14 protein-coding genes are annotated in these 17,259 nt (G+C 67.3%); 7 read left to right on the top strand and 7 right to left on the bottom strand.

The features are described from left to right. Both HALO32_RS04770 and HALO32_RS04765 read left to right on the top strand, forming a co-directional pair. Entirely contained in the window at nucleotides 1-447 is a 447-nt protein-coding gene (locus HALO32_RS04770) for a DNA polymerase III subunit chi (RefSeq protein WP_151442643.1), read from the top strand. Between the two features lie 117 nt (nucleotides 448-564). After that, on the top strand, nucleotides 565-3,411 hold the full coding sequence (locus tag HALO32_RS04765; protein WP_151442642.1) for a valine--tRNA ligase: 2,847 nt from the start codon (nucleotides 565-567) through the stop codon (nucleotides 3,409-3,411). Nucleotides 3,412-3,536: 125 nt separating this feature from the next. Here HALO32_RS04765 and HALO32_RS04760 read toward each other — a convergent pair whose 3' ends face one another. Next, complete coding sequence (locus tag HALO32_RS04760) at nucleotides 3,537-3,986, bottom strand: META domain-containing protein (protein ID WP_151443110.1); 450 nt, start codon at nucleotides 3,984-3,986, stop codon at nucleotides 3,537-3,539. 38 nt (nucleotides 3,987-4,024) lie between these two features. On the opposite strand from HALO32_RS04760, the gene HALO32_RS04755 reads away from it, so the two are divergent. After that, complete coding sequence (locus HALO32_RS04755) at nucleotides 4,025-4,429, top strand: DoxX family protein (RefSeq protein ID WP_151442641.1); 405 nt, start codon at nucleotides 4,025-4,027, stop codon at nucleotides 4,427-4,429. A 30-nt stretch (nucleotides 4,430-4,459) separates the two neighbouring features. Here the strand turns inward: HALO32_RS04755 and HALO32_RS04750 are convergent, their stop codons facing one another. Next, nucleotides 4,460-4,900 carry a VOC family protein gene (locus HALO32_RS04750; protein ID WP_151442640.1) on the bottom strand — a complete coding sequence of 147 codons (441 nt, stop codon included), beginning with the start codon at nucleotides 4,898-4,900 and terminating at the stop codon, nucleotides 4,460-4,462. Nucleotides 4,901-4,917: 17 nt separating this feature from the next. Further along, nucleotides 4,918-5,370 carry a DUF411 domain-containing protein gene (locus tag HALO32_RS04745; protein WP_151442639.1) on the bottom strand — a complete coding sequence of 151 codons (453 nt, stop codon included), beginning with the start codon at nucleotides 5,368-5,370 and terminating at the stop codon, nucleotides 4,918-4,920. 80 nt (nucleotides 5,371-5,450) lie between these two features. Here HALO32_RS04745 and HALO32_RS04740 point away from each other — a divergent pair, with 80 nt between their 5' ends. Both HALO32_RS04740 and HALO32_RS04735 read left to right on the top strand, forming a co-directional pair. Further along, a complete protein-coding gene (locus tag HALO32_RS04740; RefSeq protein WP_151442638.1) occupies nucleotides 5,451-5,987 on the top strand; it encodes a DNA-3-methyladenine glycosylase I in 537 nt (178 codons plus the stop codon). A gap of 333 nt (nucleotides 5,988-6,320) precedes the next feature. Then, nucleotides 6,321-7,388 carry a metal-dependent hydrolase gene (locus HALO32_RS04735; RefSeq protein ID WP_151442637.1) on the top strand — a complete coding sequence of 356 codons (1,068 nt, stop codon included), beginning with the start codon at nucleotides 6,321-6,323 and terminating at the stop codon, nucleotides 7,386-7,388. Nucleotides 7,389-7,403: 15 nt separating this feature from the next. Here the strand turns inward: HALO32_RS04735 and HALO32_RS04730 are convergent, their stop codons facing one another. Then, a complete protein-coding gene (locus HALO32_RS04730) occupies nucleotides 7,404-8,168 on the bottom strand; it encodes a COG3650 family protein (protein ID WP_151442636.1) in 765 nt (254 codons plus the stop codon). A gap of 92 nt (nucleotides 8,169-8,260) precedes the next feature. Next, complete coding sequence (gene metE, locus HALO32_RS04725; RefSeq protein WP_151442635.1) at nucleotides 8,261-10,567, bottom strand: 5-methyltetrahydropteroyltriglutamate--homocysteine S-methyltransferase; 2,307 nt, start codon at nucleotides 10,565-10,567, stop codon at nucleotides 8,261-8,263. 103 nt (nucleotides 10,568-10,670) lie between these two features. Between metE and HALO32_RS04720 the strand changes: the two genes are divergently transcribed. Next, on the top strand, nucleotides 10,671-11,585 hold the full coding sequence (locus tag HALO32_RS04720; protein ID WP_151442634.1) for a LysR family transcriptional regulator: 915 nt from the start codon (nucleotides 10,671-10,673) through the stop codon (nucleotides 11,583-11,585). On the opposite strand, the gene HALO32_RS04715 is transcribed toward HALO32_RS04720, so the two are convergent. Together HALO32_RS04715 and HALO32_RS04710 are read right to left on the bottom strand one after the other, a co-directional pair. Further along, complete coding sequence (locus HALO32_RS04715) at nucleotides 11,572-13,188, bottom strand: ATP-binding protein (RefSeq protein WP_151442633.1); 1,617 nt, start codon at nucleotides 13,186-13,188, stop codon at nucleotides 11,572-11,574. The two genes, HALO32_RS04720 and HALO32_RS04715, sit on opposite strands and share 14 nt — an antisense overlap. 3 nt (nucleotides 13,189-13,191) lie before the next feature. After that, on the bottom strand, nucleotides 13,192-13,905 hold the full coding sequence (locus tag HALO32_RS04710) for a winged helix-turn-helix domain-containing protein (protein WP_151442632.1): 714 nt from the start codon (nucleotides 13,903-13,905) through the stop codon (nucleotides 13,192-13,194). A gap of 361 nt (nucleotides 13,906-14,266) precedes the next feature. Between HALO32_RS04710 and HALO32_RS04705 the strand changes: the two genes are divergently transcribed. Further along, a complete protein-coding gene (locus HALO32_RS04705; RefSeq protein ID WP_151442631.1) occupies nucleotides 14,267-17,167 on the top strand; it encodes a ribonucleoside-diphosphate reductase subunit alpha in 2,901 nt (966 codons plus the stop codon). Nucleotides 17,168-17,259 lie beyond the last annotated feature (92 nt).

The following is a 17,259-nucleotide window of genomic DNA, read 5'->3' as shown; positions in this document are numbered from 1 at the left end:
ATGACCCAGGTCGACTTCTACATACTCCCCGACACCACCCTTGAGGCACGTCTCGACTTTGCCTGTCGGCTGGCCGAAACGATCTACCGCAAGGGCTATCGGCTGCACCTGCATGCCGAGGACGAGGCAATGGCCCGGGAACTGGATGACCGGCTCTGGACCTTTCGGGCCGACGCCTACGTGCCCCACGCCGTGCTCGGCAGTGACCTGGCCGATGATGTTCCGGTGACCATCGGCTGGGAGGACCTGCCGATGGACGGCGAGCCGCCCCAGGCGCTGCTCAACCTCCACCCCGGGATCCCGGAATGGTTCTCGCGCTTCGAGCGGGTCGCCGAGATCATCAACCAGCACCAGGACGTGCTCACCGCCAAGCGCGAGTGCTGGCAGACCTACAAGCAGCGCGGCTACCGAGTCACACCCCACAAGCTCAAGGGCCTGGCGGGCTGACGCCAGGCTGCCCCTCGAGCTATAATCAGGCCCATTTTTTCAGCACCCCGGCACCCTGGCAGCGCCCGTGAGACGAGCTGCCATGGGTCGGTGCCACCTCCTCGACCCGGAACGCCCATGGACAAGACCTACCAACCCGAGCAGATCGAATCCCGCTGGTACGAGCGCTGGGAAGCCGACAATCGCTTCGCCCCGTCCGGCGAGGGCACGCCCTACTCGATCATGATCCCGCCGCCCAACGTGACCGGCAGCCTGCACATGGGCCACGCCTTTCAAGACACCATCATGGATACCCTGATCCGCTGGCGGCGGATGCAGGGTCGCAACACCCTCTGGCAGGTAGGCACCGACCACGCCGGCATCGCGACGCAAATGCTGGTGGAGCGCAAGATTGCCGCCGAGGAGGGCAAGACCCGCTTCGACCTGGGGCGAGACGCCTTTATCGACAAGGTATGGGAGTGGAAGCACGAATCCGGCGGCCATATCACCCGCCAGCTACGCCGCATGGGCGCCAGCGTCGACTGGTCGCGCGAGCGATTCACCATGGACGATGGCTTCTACAAGGCGGTACAGGAAGTCTTCGTGCGCCTCCATGAGGAGGACCTGATCTACCGCGGCAAGCGCCTGGTCAACTGGGACCCGACCCTGCACACCGCCATTTCGGATCTCGAGGTGGAGAACCGCGACCAGCAGGGCAGCTTCTGGCACTTTCGCTACCCGCTGGCCGACGGCGCGACCACCGACGCCGGCCTCGACCACCTGGTCGTCGCCACCACCCGCCCCGAGACCCTGCTCGGCGATACCGGCGTGGCGGTCAATCCCGAGGATCCCCGCTACGCCTCGCTGGTGGGCAAGTTTGTCGAGCTGCCACTGGTGGGTCGGCGTATCCCCATCGTGGCGGATGAGCATGCCGACATGGACAAGGGCTCTGGCTGCGTCAAGATCACCCCGGCCCACGATTTCAATGACTACGAGGTAGGCCGCCGCCAGGGTCTGCCGCTGATCAACGTCTTCACCCAGGACGCCGCCATCCTGGCCCGTGCCGAGGCCTTCGACATCCAGGGCCGGCCGCTGCCCGATGTCGACCCGAGCCTGCCCGAGGCCTACGCCGGCCTGGATCGATTCGACGCACGGGCGCGCATCGTCGCCGATATGGAGGCCGCCGGCCTGCTCGAGCAGGTGGAGACCGTCAGCAACACCCTGCCCTATGGCGACCGCTCAGGCGACGTCATCGAGCCGCTGCTCACCGACCAGTGGTTCGTCGCCGTCGAGGAGCTGGCCAGGCCCGCCATCGAGGCCGTGGAGAAGGGCGATATCCAGTTCGTGCCCAAGAACTACGAGAACATGTACTTCGCCTGGATGCGCGACCTCCAGGACTGGTGCATCTCCCGCCAGCTGTGGTGGGGCCACCGCATCCCCGCCTGGTACGACTCGCACGGCAACGTCTACGTGGCGAGAAGCGAGCAGGAGGCCCGAGAAAAACATGACCTCCCGGCCGACCTCGAACTGAGCCAGGACGAGGATGTGCTGGATACCTGGTTCAGCTCCGGGCTCTGGACCTTCGGCACCCTGGGCTGGCCGGAAGAGACACCGGAGCTGGCGACCTTCCATCCCTCCAGCGTGCTGGTCACCGGCTTCGACATCATCTTCTTCTGGGTCGCGCGAATGATCATGCTGACCGGCAAGTTCATGGGCGAGGTGCCCTTCAAGCAGGTCTATGTGCACGGCCTGGTGCGTGACGGCCAGGGTCAGAAGATGTCCAAGTCAAAGGGTAACGTGCTCGACCCCATCGATCTGATCGACGGCATCGATCTGGAGACGCTGGTCGAGAAGCGCACCGGCAGCCTGATGCAGCCGCAGAAGGCCATGGCGATCGCCAAGGCCACCCGCGCCGAGTTCCCCGAGGGTATCGAGCCCCATGGCACCGACGCCCTGCGTTTTACCTTTCTCTCCCAGGCCACCACCGGGCGCGACATCAAGTTCGACATGGGCCGCCTGGAGGGCTACCGCAACTTCTGCAACAAGCTGTGGAACGCCTCACGCTATGTGCTGATGAACGCCGAGGGCGAGGACACCGGCCTGGGAGATGATCCCGTCGAGCTGTCGCTGGCCGACCGCTGGATCGTCTCGCGCCTGCAGCAGACCGAGGCCCAGGTGACCAGGGCCCTGGAGGAGTTCCGCTTCGACCATGCCTCCCAGGCGCTCTACGACTTCGTCTGGAACGAGTACTGCGACTGGTACCTGGAACTCTCCAAGCCGGTGCTATGGGATGAGGAGGCCTCGGCCGAGGCCAAGCGCGGCACACGCCGCACCCTGGTCCGCGTGCTGGAAGCGATCCTGCGCCTGGCCCACCCGATGATGCCCTTCATCTCCGAGGAGATCTGGCAGCGCGTCGCGCCGCTGGCCGGCACCCGGCAGGGCGAGGGGGACTCCCTGATGGTCCAGCCCTGGCCGCAGTCCGATGAGAGCAGGGTCGACGAATCGGCGACACGGGACATCGAGTGGCTCAAGGGCGTGATCGTGGCGGTGCGCAACATCCGCGCCGAGATGAACATCGCCCCGGGAAAGCCACTGGACGTGCTGCTTACCAAGGGCGGCACGGACGACCCGGCGCGCCTGGCGGCCAACCGTCGCGTACTGCCCAAGCTCGCCAAGCTGGCAAGCGTCGAGTGGCTCTACGATCACGAACAGGCGCCTCTCTCGGCCACCCAGCTGGTCGGTGAGATGGAGGTGCTGGTGCCCATGGCCGGCCTTATCGACAAGGGGGCCGAGCTCGCCCGTCTGGCCAAGGAGCTCGACAAGCAGGACAAGCTGATCGACGGCATCGAGAAGAAACTCGGCAACGAGAGCTTCGTCGCCAAGGCCCCCGAGGCGGTGGTCGAGAAGGAGCGCGGCAAGCTGGCGGACCTTCAGGCCTCGCGCCGCCTGCTGGCCGAACAGCGCGACAAGATCGCCGCGCTCTGATCTACACGGCCCCGAACCCGGCCGAAAATCGCTAACGGCCCCGATGACGGCAGAACGACGCTAAGGCGTTGAGCGGATACAACAGCGCCGCCCTCGGGGCGGCGCCGTCTTGTGCGCTTCAGGAGCTAGCCGTTGGCGCGGCGCCAGCCGCCCAGCACCCGCTGATCGGGGCCGAAGAACACCAGCCGGTCGTGGTCGATCAGGTAGCGGTAGGCGTTCTCCAGCATGCCGGTCACCCGGGCGGCATCGTCGGCGTTGGGGCAGGCCCGCCGGGTGGTGGCCAGGTCCGAGAAGGCGATGCGGTTGTTCTCCCCCAGCGCGGCCCGGCCGGTGAGTCGGTTGCAGCCGTCGCTGCCACTCACCCGGCCATCGCGGTCGATCACGAAATGGGGGCGCTCCGGCATCTCGAGGCGCTCGTTGGTGCCCACCAGCAGCAGGTTCCAGCGCTGGTCGACCACCGGCCCCTCGAGCCGGGCCGCGGGCTCATCGAGCCGGGGAGCCGGGGGACTGCTGCAGGCGGCCAGCAGCAGGGCGACAGCCGCCAGCAGCAAGGTGTCGCGTAACGACTTGATCATCATGGTATCTTCCTTTTTTCTCCCCCACGAGGCCCCGCATGCTCCAAGCGCTTCACAACGATGCCCTCGGCAAGCTGATCCTGCGACTCACCGTGGCCGGCCTGCTGCTCCCTCACGGGCTGACCAAGCTGCTCGACCCGGGCAACCTGACCTGGGTCGGCAATACCCTGGCCGGTCAGGGCCTGCCGACCGTACTCGCCTACGGCGTGCTGATCGGCGAGGTGGTGGCGCCGCTGATGGCGCTGATCGGCTGGCGAAGCCGCGTGGCGGGGCTGCTGATGGCCGCCAACATGGTGGTGGCTATCTTCCTGGTGCACATGGGGGAACTCACGGCCTTCAAGGGCAACGGCGGCTGGGCCCTGGAACTGCAGGGCTTCTTCCTGTTCGGCGCCCTGGCGCTGGTCTTCCTGGGCAGCGGACGCATGGCCTGGCGGCCGGATTGAGCCTGCCGCCCGACCGCCTGTCCCTTACGATTACCAGGTGCCGATGTTCTCCATCGACACCCAGGGCTCTTTCGGTTCCTGGGGATCCCCCTTCTGCAGCAACTCGACGGAGATATTGTCGGGGCTCCTGACGAAGGCCATGTGACCATCCCGGGGCGGACGGTTGATGGTCACGCCGTTCGCCTGCAGGTGCTCGCAGAGGGCATAGATGTCGTCCACCCGGTAGGCCAGGTGGCCGAAGTTGCGCCCGCCGGTGTACTCCTCCGGGTCCCAGTTCCAGGTCAACTCCAGCTCCGGCGCCTTGAGCTCGGCGGAGCGCGCCTCGTCCTCCGGGGCGGCCAGGAAGACCAGGGTGAAGCGACCCTTCTCGCTTTCCTTGCGACGCACCTCGGTCAGGCCGAGCAGGTCGCAGTAGAAGTGCAGCGAGGCGTCGAGGTCGCTGACGCGCACCATGGTGTGCAGATACTGCATGGGGAACTCCTGTCGCTTCAGTCTTGGGTGTACTCGTTGAAGATCGCCGGCGTGCGGTCGTCGTGAGACCAGCCCAGCACCGCGTAGTCGTCCTGGCGTCCGGTTTCCATGCCGGGGGAGCCATGGGGCATCCCCGGCACCGCGAGGCCCGCCACGTCCGGACGCTCCTCCAGCAGGCGACGGATGTCGGCCGCCGGGACATGACCCTCGATCACGTAGCCATCCACCACCGCGGTATGGCAGGAAGCGAGCCCGGGCGAGACACCATGCTCGATCTTCACCGCCCGCATATCGCGGGTCTCGTGCTGTCTTACCTCGAAGCCCTCGGCCTCCAGGTGCTCGGCCCAGGCCGTACAGCAGCCGCAGTTCGGGTCCTTGTGCATCTCCACCACGGGCGTCTCGGCCCAGGCAGGGATGGCGATAACGGCCAGCAGAGCGCCGGCGAGGGTCAGGCGTAGCGATGATGTCATGACGGGCACTCCCCGATATAAGGTATCGGCACGATTGTCGGCTATCTCTAGACCCCACTGCTACCCCCTGGAGCAACAGCGTGAGCCACTACTGCGACCTGGCCCCCGGGCATCCGTTCCACGGGCCCTATCACGACCACGAATACGGCTTCCCGGTGACGGATGACCGAACTCTCTTCGAACGCCTGGTGCTGGAGATCAACCAGGCGGGGCTCTCCTGGCTGACCGTGCTGAAGAAGCGCGAGGCCTTCCGGGCCGCCTTCGAGGGCTTCGACATCGACCGCATCGCCAACTACGGCGAGGCCGAACGGGCGCGGCTGCTGGCCGATGCCGGCATCATCCGAAATAGTCTCAAGGTCGATGCCGTGATCCACAATGCCGGGGTGGTTCAGGCGCTGCAGGGCGAGCACGGCAGCCTGCACGCCTGGCTCGACCACCATCATCCGCTCCCCCACGCCGACTGGGTCAAGCTCTTCAAACGGACCTTTCGCTTCACCGGTCCTGAGATCGTCGGCGAGCTGCTGATGAGCACCGGCTACCTCCCCGGCGCCCACCGCGACGACTGCCCGGTGCAGGCGCGTATCCTGGCCGCGAGGCCGCCCTGGGCTCAGGCCTGAGAAAAGAGCTATCGCAGTCACTCGGGGCTGTTCCGTCGATAATCCCCGAAGTGTCGGGCCATCGGGGAGGCGCTGTGAATACCTCCTTGTACGCTACCGACGCCCTGCTGCGCTCTCGCGTCCCGCTCCGCTTGCAGGTCCGGTGCTGGCCATCCATGGCCAGCCCGTTCGGAGCAGTGCTCCTCACCCCTGGCGTAGGACCCCCCCTACGGATTATCCCCGGCGCCTCTTGCTATGAATCGAGATAGCTCCTGTCTATGGGGAGTTTAGGAGAACCCAGACATCGACCGTGGCATCATAACCGGGCACTCTCGCTGCGAGGAACGCCTCTCGATGGATTCGATTACCCAGGCCGCCCTGGGCGCGGCAATCGGCGGGACCGTGCTCGGCCGGCGGCTGGGCCGCAAGGCGGTCCTCCTTGGCGCGGCCCTCGGCACCCTGCCCGATCTGGACGTGATCATCGACTACGGCGATGCCGTGGCCAACGTCACCGAACACCGCGGCTTCTCCCACTCGCTGTTCGTACTGGCGGGACTGGCCATCGCCCTGGCGCTGCTCTCGGCGCGCCTTGCCGCGGCCCGGGATATCTCCCTGCGCCACTGGGGGCTCTTCTTCGGGCTCATCCTGCTGACCCATCCGCTGCTCGACGCCCTGACCACCTACGGCACCCAGCTCTGGTGGCCAATGGAGGAGCGTCCCGCGGCCTGGCCCATCGTGTTTATCATCGACCCGCTCTACAGCCTGCTGCTGCTGGCAGGTATCGGCGTAGCGCTGGTCAGCGGCAAGGTGCAGCGGGCAACGCGCTGGGGGCTGGCCCTCTCCTGCGCCTACCTGGTGCTGGCCGTCGGCGCCAAGCAGCTGGTCGAATCGCGTATCGAACCGGTACTGGCCGACAATGGCCTGCAGGAGGCGCCGCGACTGGTCCAGCCAACCCCCTTCAATATCCTGCTGTGGCGGGTCACGGTCGCCGACGGCGAGCACTATCACGAAGCGCTGGCGGGCGTGCTCGACGGCGATAGCGTACCCCAGCTGGAGACCTATGCCCGTGGCGCCCCACTAGAGGCGACGGCACTCGGCACGGCACGCGGTCAGCGGCTCGACTGGTTCGCCGGCCCCTTCCTGCGCTACGAGACCCGCCAGATCGACGGCCGCAAGACGCTGGTGGCCACCGATCTGCGGCTCGGTTTTCCCGGCTTCCACCCCTTCACCTTCACCCTGGCCACTCGCGAGAGCGGCAGCTGGCAATCGGTCGAGACCTCCGAACAGCTCCCGGCCAAGTCCAGCAATACGCGCGAAGCCCTTGCTCTCCTGGGCACGCGAATCCTGAGCCCCGAGCCGGTACTGTGCACCAGCGACTTCGTGCCCCGCCAGTGGCTGATCCGTACGTCCTACCCGTGCTGAGCTCCCGGCATCCCGTCAGGGCGCGATACCCTGACCGCAGCCCCGATACTGCTCGCCGTCAATGCTCAGGGTGACCCGTGCCGGAAAGGGCTGACCGCTCATGCTGTCGAAGCAGGCCCGCGCCTCGAGGCGCAGCCGGAAGGGCGTATCCGCCCGACCGCTGGCCAGGATCATGCGCCCCTCGTCGTTATCCAGGGTCGTTACCCGGTAGGGCAGGGTCAGCTCACGCTCGCCGTAGTCCAGCACCAGGGTCGCCTCGGGCCGGTCGCTGGCCAGGTTGACCACCCAGCCCGGCTCATTGCCGCGGGCGTGGAACATGGTGCCTGGCCGCTGACGACGGGTGAGCACCTCCTGGCTCAGGTCGCGGGTGCAGTCGAGCCGCCCGCTGTCGCTCTCTACCACCGCCTCGTCGCCCTTGTTCCAGAAGCTGAGCTCGCCCTGCTGGTAGCGGGCACCGCTGGCCACTACCGCCGGCGGCAACCGGTAGGCCCCATGGGCGGACCAGAGCCTCAGCTCCTCCTCGGTCGCTGCAGTGACCAGGTCCTGGGCCGGCGTGCAGCGCCAGGCAGTCAGTGCTCTGGCCTCGCCGGGGAAGAAGAGCGAGGGCATCAGCGGCGCGGTGGGCGATGCCTCGGGGGCCGCATCCTCGCGGGAGGCCCCGCGATCGCTGACCTCGGGGCGTGTCGCCGCGCCGTCGGGGGTGGCGGCGCAGCCGGCAAGCCACAGGGCCGCCCCCAGCAGGACGAGGGGGCGGGCGGCGGAAACGGTATGACGGGACATGGCGGCTCCTTGCGTGTCGGCGATGTTCCCTGAGGCCGCAGCATACCAGCCACTTCGTCCTCGTGCGCCGGCTTCGGGCTCAACGCTGGGCATCAGCCATGGCGACGCCTCAGCTCCCGCGCCGACTCGACCATGTGGGCCAGGGCCGGCTCCACCTCGGCCCAGCCGCGAGTCTTGAGGCCGCAATCCGGGTTCACCCAGAGCCGCTCGACCGGGATGCGCTCGGCGGCCTTCTCCATCAACGCCACCATCCAGGCCACCTCGGGAATGTTGGGCGAGTGGATGTCGTAGACCCCCGGCCCGATGGCGTTGGGGTAGGCGAAGTCGTGGAAGGCGTCGAGCAGTTCCATCGCCGAGCGCGAGGTCTCGATGGTGATCACATCGGCGTCCAGGGCGGCAATCGACTCGATGATGTCGTTGAACTCCGCATAGCACATGTGGGTATGGATCTGGGTCTCGTCGCGCACCCCCGAGGCGGCCAGGCGGAAGCTCTCGACCGCCCAGTCGAGGTAGCCCTGCCACTCGGCGCGGCGTAGCGGCAGCCCCTCGCGCAGCGCCGGCTCGTCGATCTGAATGGCGCGGATGCCCGCCGCCTCGAGGTCGAGGACCTCGTCGCGCAGCGCCAGGGCGATCTGCCGGCAGGTGGTCTCGCGGGGCTGGTCGTCGCGCACGAAGGACCACTGCAGCAGGGTGACCGGTCCCGTGAGCATCCCCTTCATCGGCCGCTCGGTGAGCGACTGGGCATATTCGCTCCAGCGCACCGTCATGGCCGCCGGGCGCACCACGTCGCCGAAGAGGATCGGCGGCTTGACGCAGCGCGTCCCGTAGCTCTGCACCCAGCCAAAGCGCGTGAAGGCGTAGCCGTCGAGCTGCTCGCCGAAGTACTCGACCATGTCGTTGCGCTCGGGCTCGCCATGCACCGGCATGTCAATGCCCAGCGCCTCCTGCCGGGCCACCACCCGGGCGATCTCCTGGCGCATCCGCGCCTCATAGCCCTCACGCGAGAGCTCGCCGGCCTTGAAGGCGCGACGGTCGGCGCGGATTTCCGACGTCTGGGGGAAGGAGCCGATCGTGGTGGTGGGGAACAGAGGCAGCGCAAGGTGGCGCTGCTGGGCCAGGGCGCGCTCGGCAAAGGGAGACCGCCGCCGGGTATCGGTTTCCGTGATTCCGGCCAGCCGCTCGGCCACCTCGGGGCGATGCAGGCGCGGGGCCTCGCGACGCGACTGCAGGGCCCGGCTCGCGGCCTCCACGCGATCACGGTCGGCGGCGCTGGCACGGCCATCCAGCAGGCGCGCCAGGGTGGCCGTCTCGTCGAGCTTCTGTCGGGCGAAGGCCAGCCAGCTCCTGAGCTCGACATCCAGCGTGGTTTCGGCGGCCAGGTCCACCGGCACGTGCAGCAGCGAGCAGCTGGTGGCGATCCACAGCCGCTCACCCAGGCGCATGCGCGCCGTGGCCAGGCACTCTCGCAGCAGGGCCAGATCGGCCCGCCAGACGTTGCGCCCGTCGATGGCGCCCACCGAGAGCACCTTGTGGGGCAGCAGGCGATCCAGCACCGACTCCAGCTGTGCCGGAGCGCGCACCATGTCGATGTGCAGGCCATCCACCGGCAGGCCCACCGCCAGGGAAAGGTTGTCGCCCAGGCCACCGAAGGGGCTCGCCAGCAGCAGCTTGACCGGGGCCGTCTGCAGCCGATGGTAGGCACGCTCGAAGGCCTGCCGCCAGGCGAGGGGCAGGTCCTGCACCAGGGCCGGTTCGTCGAGCTGGACCCACTCGACGCCCTGCCCGGCCAGACGTTCCAGCACCTCGGTATAGACATCGAGGATACCGTCGAGCAGCGCCAGCCGATCGAAGCCCTCGCGAGCCTCGCCGCGCCCCTTGCCCAGCCACAGCCAGGTCAAGGGACCGGTCAGGGCCACCTTGACCGGGTGGCCGGCGGTCCGGGCCTCGTCCACCTGGTCGAAGAGGCGGCTGCTGGCCAGACGAAAGGTCTGGCCGGCGTGCAGCTCCGGGACCAGATAGTGATAGTTGGTATCGAAGTACTTGGTCATCTCGCAGGCCGCGGCCGGCTCGCCGCTGGGGGCCCGCCCTCGCGCCATGCGGAAGGCGGTGTCCAGCGACACCTCGCCGCGTGTCACCTCCGCCTCGGCCCCGAAGCGTTCCGGCACCGCTCCCAGCAGCACCGAGACATCGAGCACCTGATCGTAGAAGGCGAAGTCCCCCACCGTCACCAGGTCGAGCCCGGCCTCACGCTGGACCGCCCAGTTCGCCAGGCGCTGGGCGCGTCCGGTGGCCTCCAGGGCCTCGCGGTCGATGTCGCCCTGCCAGTAGGCCTCGGTGGCACGCTTCAGTTCACGATCCGCGCCGATGCGCGGATAGCCGATGACATGAGCCAGCGTCATGATGACGTCCTTTTTGCATGAATGATGCCGGGAAGTCTCGCTGGCCAGCGGATGTGAATCAAACTAAACTTACTAATCTTGAAGATGAATCAGGCTCACTCGAATGCTCGAACTCCGTCACCTGCGCACCCTGGTCGCCCTGCGCGATGCCGGCTCCCTGGTAGAGGCCGCCGAACGCGTGCACCTGACCCAGTCGGCCCTCTCCCACCAGATCAAGGACCTGGAGGAACGCCTGGGCAGCCCGCTGTTCCTGCGTAAGTCGAAACCGGTGGAGTTCACCCGGGCCGGGGAGCGCCTGCTGACCCTGGCGGAGCAGGTCCTGCCGCTGGTGCGCATGGCCGAGCGCGACCTGGCCAGGCTGGCCGGCAACGAGCAGGGGCGGCTGCATATGGCCATCGAATGCCACAGCTGCTTCCAGTGGCTGATGCCCACCATCGACCATTTCCGTGACCACTGGCCGGAGGTGGAGATCGACATCCCCGGCGGCCACCACTTCGACCCCTTGCCGGCGCTGGCCCGTGAACAGCTCGACCTGGTGATCACCGCCGACCCCCAGCCGCTGCCCGGCCTCCACTACGAGCCGCTGTTCCGCTATGAGGGGCTGCTGGCCGTGGCCCGCCAGCATCCTCTGGCGAGTCGCCCCTTCGTCACCCCCGAAGAACTGGCCGAGGAGACCCTGATCACCTATCCGGTGGAGCACTCCCGGCTGGACGTCTTCACTCAGTTTCTCGACCCCGCCGGGGTGCGACCGCAGGAAGTGCGTACCGCCGAGCTGACGATCATGATGATGCAGCTGGTGGCCAGCGGACGCGGCGTCTGCGCCTTGCCCAACTGGGCGCTGACCGAGTATCTGGAACGCGACTACGTCAAGGCCGTGGCCCTGGGCGAGAAGGGAGTATGGAGCACGCTGTTCGCGGCCATCCGCGAGGAGACCCGCGGCGCGCCCTGGATGGAAGACTTCCTGCGCACTGCCCGGGAGACCTCCTTCGCGGTGCTGGAAGGGATCAGGCCAGTGTAGCGTGGCGCCGCGGCAACAACAGGGTGAAGCGCGCCCCGCCCAGTGTGGCGCTGGCATCCACCATCACGCTGCCGCCGTGCCAGGCCATGACCTTCTGCACGATGGAAAGCCCCAGCCCGTAGCCGCCGGAGCGACGCGTGCGGCTGTCATCCAGGCGGGCGAAGGGCTTGAAGACCTCACTGCGCGCCGCCGCGGGAATGCCGGGACCATCGTCCTCCACGTCCAGGCGCACCAGCCGGGGTTCGCTCTGCAGGTGGATAATGACCCGGCCACGGGCATGGCGACAGGCATTGGCCACCAGGTTCTGCAGCGCTCGCTGCAGGTAGCGGGGCTCCGCCTGGACCTCCACCTCCGGTCCCTCGTCCAGTTCGATGCGGATGTCGCGATGCAGCGGCTGAAGCGACTCGATGACCCGCTCGGCCATGGCGCGGCAGTCGACCAGCGAGGTCTCGAGCTCGGCGCCATTGGCCGTCTCGCTGCCCAGTCGGGCATAGGTGAGGATCTCGTCGATCAGCTCGTCAAGCTCGGTGATGTCACCATCGACCCCCTCCAGCTGCCGCCGGATCGCCGGGTCATCGGTCATGTCCTCGACCATCTGCACCGCGAAGCGGATGCGCGCCACCGGGGTGCGCAGCTCGTGGGAGACGGCGCGGATCATGTCCTGCTGCGCCCGCAGCAGCGACTGCACCTGGGCGGCCATGCCGTTGAAGGCCATCCCCAGGCGTCCCAGGAAGTCGCCGCTCTCGACCTTGACGCGAGTGTCAAGGCGTCCGCCGGCGATGCGGGTCGCCGCCAGCTCCAGCCGCGCCATGCGGGCCTCCACCCCGCGCACGATCAGGTAGATGATCGCTGCCAGCACGCCGAGCAGCAGCACCAGGAGCAACAATTGCAGCGAGACCGGCAGCGGCTCGAAGGCTTTCACCGGCCCGATGGCCAGCCAACGCGTCTGCGGGTCGCTGCCGGGTAACAGGCGGTACATGGCCATGGACCAGCGCCCGGGCAGCAGCCGGATCACCACCTCCCCCTCGGTCAGGCGAGTCAACTGGCGGCTATCCAGCCCCTCGGGCGGGCTATCGCTCAGCCTCAGGGGGATGACATCACCGGCGACACGCTCCAGCTGGGCCTGGCGCGCGTCGCCCGGCACCTGGGCGAGCCATTCGGCAAGCAGCTCGGTGAGCCCGCGCAGTTGCTGCTCGCTGAGGCTCGCCACGTCGACCTCCAGCAGCTGCTCGCCCCCGGACAGCAGGCGTCGCAGGCGCCAGCCATGCTCGCCCCGGGGCATGACCAGCACGCGACCACGAGCAAGGCGCGATCGAGCAAAGTAGTTCAGGGAGAGGGCATCGACCGACATCAGCCGCAGGGACATGTCGAGCTGCTCGGCGCGGCTCGCCAGCCACACCTCCCGCCTTGGCTCGGGCAGTGAATCGACCCAGGCGGTCAGCACCCGCATGGGGGTCTCGACCAGCTGCTCGCGATAGTGCTCGCGACGCACCTGATCGACCATGGCCAGCCCCAGCAGCGCCAGGCCAAGGGTCAACAACAGCGCCAGCGCCAGCAGGACATAGACGCGCAGGAAGGTGCTGTCGGCCAGGGTCCGACGCATGGCTCAGCCATCCCTGACGAAGAGGTAGCCCTTGCTGCGTACCGTCTTGATGCGGTGCGGCTGGTTGGGATCGTCACCGATCTTGGGACGAATGCGCGAGACACGCACGTCGATGGAGCGATCCTGACCGTCGTACTTGATGCCACGCAGGCGGTCGAAGATCTCCTCGCGGGTCAGTACCCGGCCGGCATTGCTGGCCAGCAGCCAGAGCAGGTCGAACTCGGCACTGGTGAGATCGATGCGTTTGCCGTCCAGCCAGGCCTCCCGGGTAGCGTTGTCGATCACCAGGTCGGCGAAGGTCAGGCGCGTCTCCCCGCCGGCCTCGGCCGGCTCGGCGCGCCGCAGCAGGGCGCGCATGCGCGCCAGCAGCACCCGCGGCTGCACCGGCTTGGGCACATAGTCATCGGCGCCCATTTCCAGGCCCAGCACCTGGTCCATGTCATCGGTGCGAGCGGTGAGCATCATGATCGGGCCGGGATACTCGCTGCGCACCCGGCGGCAGATCGACAGGCCATCCTCGCCAGGCAGCATCAGGTCGAGGATCACCAGGTCCGGCTGCAGGGAGAGAATCCGCTCGACACCGCGGGCGCCGTCGGCTTCCACCGTGACCCGGAAGCCGTTGGCCTCCAGGTAGTCGCGGGTCAGGCCGGCCAGCCGCTCGTCATCCTCGATGATCAGCACATGATCCTGTTCCTGGGCTTGCAAGCTGTCGTCCATCCTCTGTTCCATCCTGGCGGGCAGGTGAGCGGTCGCGGGGCTCCCGCTGTCGGGAGCCCACGCCAATGGCTAAAGGATACCCGAAATCCGCCATTCCGCCTTCCCGTCTCGACATGGCGATAGGCGATGTCTCCGGGGCCCAACGACGGGGCCTGGCAAGGGACTCCATTCTGCCCCCCGGATGGCCACAGCCGATCCACAGGTTATCCACTTGATGGGGGCCGAAATGCACACTATCTTGTATCTCGACCCGACAGGAACACTACATCATGTGCCTTAACAACCGGTACCATGCCTGTCAACCGTCGCCCGCGAGGCGGCCTTCGACCATTCGACTCACCAGTCAGGGACCCCCGGCGCCATGGATACCATTGCCACACCGGACGAGCCGTCCGTTACCGTCACCGCACCCAAGGCCCTGCGCGTCATCAAGCGCAACGGCGATGTCGTGGCCTTCGATGCCGACAAGATCGCCGTCGCCATGAGCAAGGCCTTCATCGGCGTGGAGGGTGACAACGCCGCCACGTCATCGCGGGTACGCGACTTCGTCCGCCAGTCCACCGAGAGCATCGAGCAGGCCTTCCTGCGCCGCATGCCCGACGGCGGCACCCTGCACATCGAGGACATCCAGGACCAGGTCGAGCTGGCACTGATGCGCGCCGGCGAGCAGCGGGTCGCCCGGGCCTACGTGCTCTACCGCGAGGCGCACGCCCGGGCGCGCGCCGCGGCCGGCGGTGACATCGTCAAGCCGCATCCCAGCCTCAACGTGACCCTTGCCGACGGCAGCACGCGTCCGCTGGACCTGGGCCGCATCGAGACCCTGGTGTCGGATGCCTGCGAGGGGCTGGCCAACGTCGATGCCCAGAAGATCGTCGACGACTCGCTGAAGAACCTCTACGACGGGGTCACCGTGGACGGCGTCTCCCAGGCGCTGATGATGACCGCCCGCACCCTGGTGGAGAAGGATCCCGACTACACCTACGTCACCGCCCGGCTGCTGCAGGACAACCTGCGCCGCGAGGCGCTCTCCTTCCTGGGCATCGTCGACGAGGCCACCTACCGGGAGATGGCCGATCTCTACGCGCCGGCCTTCAAGGCCTATATCGCCAAGGGCATCGCGTTCGAACAGCTCGACCCTCGGCTTGCCGAGTTCGACCTCGACCGTCTGGGTGAGGCGCTGGACCACCATCGCGACAACGCCTTCACCTACCTGGGGCTCCAGACCCTCTACGACCGCTACTTCATCCATCGCGACGAGGTGCGCTACGAGCTGCCCCAGGTGATGTTCATGCGGGTCGCCATGGGCCTGGCGCTGGGCGAGGACGACCGCGAGGCGCGGGCCATCGAGTTCTACGAGCTGCTCTCGAGCTTCGACTACATGGCCTCCACGCCGACCCTGTTCAACGCCGGCACCGTGCGCAGCCAGCTCTCCAGCTGCTACCTGACCACCGTGCCCGACGAACTCGACGGCATCTACAGCGCCATCCGCGACAACGCCCTGCTCTCCAAGTGGGCCGGCGGCCTGGGCAACGACTGGACCCCCGTCCGCGCACTCGGCTCCTGGATCAAGGGCACCAACGGCAAGTCCCAGGGCGTCGTCCCCTTCCTCAAGGTGGTCAACGATACCGCCGTGGCGGTCAACCAGGGCGGCAAGCGCAAGGGAGCGGTCTGCGCCTATCTCGAGACCTGGCACCTGGACATCGAGGAGTTCCTGGAGCTGCGCAAGAACACCGGCGACGACCGCCGGCGTACCCACGACATGAACACCGCCAACTGGGTGCCCGACCTGTTCATGAAGCGGGTCTTCGATGGCGGCGAGTGGACGCTCTTCTCCCCCGCCACCTGCCCGGACCTCCACGACCTCTACGGCGCGGCCTTCGAGCAGCGCTACGAGGAGTACGAGGCAATGACCCGCACGGGAGAGCTCAAGCTCTACAAGCGGGTCCGCGCCAAGGACATGTGGCGCAGGATGCTCTCGATGCTGTTCGAGACCGGCCACCCCTGGATCACCTTCAAGGACCCGTGCAACCTGCGCAGCCCCCAGCAGCATGCCGGCGTGGTGCACTCCTCCAACCTCTGTACCGAGATCACCCTCAACACCTCGGCCGACGAGATCGCGGTATGCAACCTGGGCTCGGTCAACCTGGCCCAGCACGTGGTCGACGGCAGACTCGATGGCGAGAAGCTGCGGAAGACCGTGCATACCGCCGTGCGCATGCTCGACAACGTCATCGACATCAACTATTACGCGGTGCCCCAGGCGAGCCACTCCAACGCCAAGCACCGCCCGGTGGGACTCGGTATCATGGGCTTTCAGGACGCGCTCTACGCCCGGGACATCGCCTACGCCAGTGACGCGGCCGTCGAGTTCGCCGACCGCTCCATGGAGCTGGTCAGCTACCACGCCATCGAGGCCTCCTCTGACCTGGCCGCTGAGCGTGGCCCCTACCGGAGTTTCGAGGGCTCACTGTGGAGCCAGGGTATCCTGCCCATCGACTCCATCCAGAAGCTCAAGACCGAGCGCGGCGAGAAATACATCGAGCTCGACGAGAGCGCCACCCAGGACTGGGACCGACTGCGCGACAAGATCGCCGGCCAGGGCATGCGCAACTCCAACGTGATGGCGATTGCCCCGACCGCCACCATCTCTAACATCTGTGGCGTGACCCAGTCCATCGAGCCGACCTATCAGAACCTCTACGTGAAATCGAACCTCTCGGGCGAGTTCACGGTGGTCAACGCACCCATGGTCAACGACCTCAAGGCCCGCGGGCTCTGGGACGAGGTGATGATCAACGACCTCAAGTACTACGACGGCTCGGCCCAGCCCATCGATCGCATACCGGACGACCTCAAGGCCAAGTACGCCACCGCCTTCGAGGTGGAGCCCAAGTGGCTGGTGGAGGCCGCCGCACGCCGCCAGAAATGGATCGACCAGGCCCAGTCGCTGAACCTCTACATCAAGGGGGTCTCCGGCAAGAAGCTCGACGTGACCTACCGCATGGCCTGGTTCCGCGGCCTCAAGACCACCTACTACCTGCGCGCCCTGGGCGCCACCTCGGTGGAGAAGTCCACCGTCGACCGCGGCACCCTCAATGCCGTGAGCAATGGCACACCAACTGCCTCGACAAGCCCTGGACCGGCCGCCGAGCCACCCCGTCGGGAGCCGCGCGGCGTCGAGGACTTCCTGCAGGGCAAGGGCGGCCAGCGCGCACCGAGTGCCGGCGAGATCGACGAGCTGGGCTGCGAGGCCTGCCAGTAAGAGCTGGAAGCTATAAGCCGTAAGCTAGAAGTAACCCCGTTGCTTCCAGCCTGTTGACGACACCGTGTAGGAGCGCAGTTCACTGCGCGATC

Source organism: Halomonas lysinitropha (assembly GCF_902500215.1).
Lineage (GTDB): Bacteria > Pseudomonadota > Gammaproteobacteria > Pseudomonadales > Halomonadaceae > Halomonas > Halomonas lysinitropha.
Note: the sequence above shows the minus strand (reverse complement) of the source record. Positions and strands in the feature narration are given on the sequence as shown.

What these genes read in the sequence shown, in the direction of transcription:
- HALO32_RS04770 (WP_151442643.1), top strand. Translation starts at nt 1, where the DNA reads ATGACCCAGGTCGACTTCTACATACTCCCCGACACCACCCTTGAGGCA.
- HALO32_RS04765 (WP_151442642.1), top strand. Translation starts at nt 565, where the DNA reads ATGGACAAGACCTACCAACCCGAGCAGATCGAATCCCGCTGGTACGAG.
- HALO32_RS04760 (WP_151443110.1), bottom strand. Translation starts at nt 3,986, where the DNA reads ATGATCAAGTCGTTACGCGACACCTTGCTGCTGGCGGCTGTCGCCCTG.
- HALO32_RS04755 (WP_151442641.1), top strand. Translation starts at nt 4,025, where the DNA reads ATGCTCCAAGCGCTTCACAACGATGCCCTCGGCAAGCTGATCCTGCGA.
- HALO32_RS04750 (WP_151442640.1), bottom strand. Translation starts at nt 4,900, where the DNA reads ATGCAGTATCTGCACACCATGGTGCGCGTCAGCGACCTCGACGCCTCG.
- HALO32_RS04745 (WP_151442639.1), bottom strand. Translation starts at nt 5,370, where the DNA reads ATGACATCATCGCTACGCCTGACCCTCGCCGGCGCTCTGCTGGCCGTT.
- HALO32_RS04735 (WP_151442637.1), top strand. Translation starts at nt 6,321, where the DNA reads ATGGATTCGATTACCCAGGCCGCCCTGGGCGCGGCAATCGGCGGGACC.
- HALO32_RS04730 (WP_151442636.1), bottom strand. Translation starts at nt 8,168, where the DNA reads ATGTCCCGTCATACCGTTTCCGCCGCCCGCCCCCTCGTCCTGCTGGGG.
- metE (WP_151442635.1), bottom strand. Translation starts at nt 10,567, where the DNA reads ATGACGCTGGCTCATGTCATCGGCTATCCGCGCATCGGCGCGGATCGT.
- HALO32_RS04720 (WP_151442634.1), top strand. Translation starts at nt 10,671, where the DNA reads ATGCTCGAACTCCGTCACCTGCGCACCCTGGTCGCCCTGCGCGATGCC.
- HALO32_RS04715 (WP_151442633.1), bottom strand. Translation starts at nt 13,188, where the DNA reads ATGCGTCGGACCCTGGCCGACAGCACCTTCCTGCGCGTCTATGTCCTG.
- HALO32_RS04710 (WP_151442632.1), bottom strand. Translation starts at nt 13,905, where the DNA reads ATGGACGACAGCTTGCAAGCCCAGGAACAGGATCATGTGCTGATCATC.
- HALO32_RS04705 (WP_151442631.1), top strand. Translation starts at nt 14,267, where the DNA reads ATGGATACCATTGCCACACCGGACGAGCCGTCCGTTACCGTCACCGCA.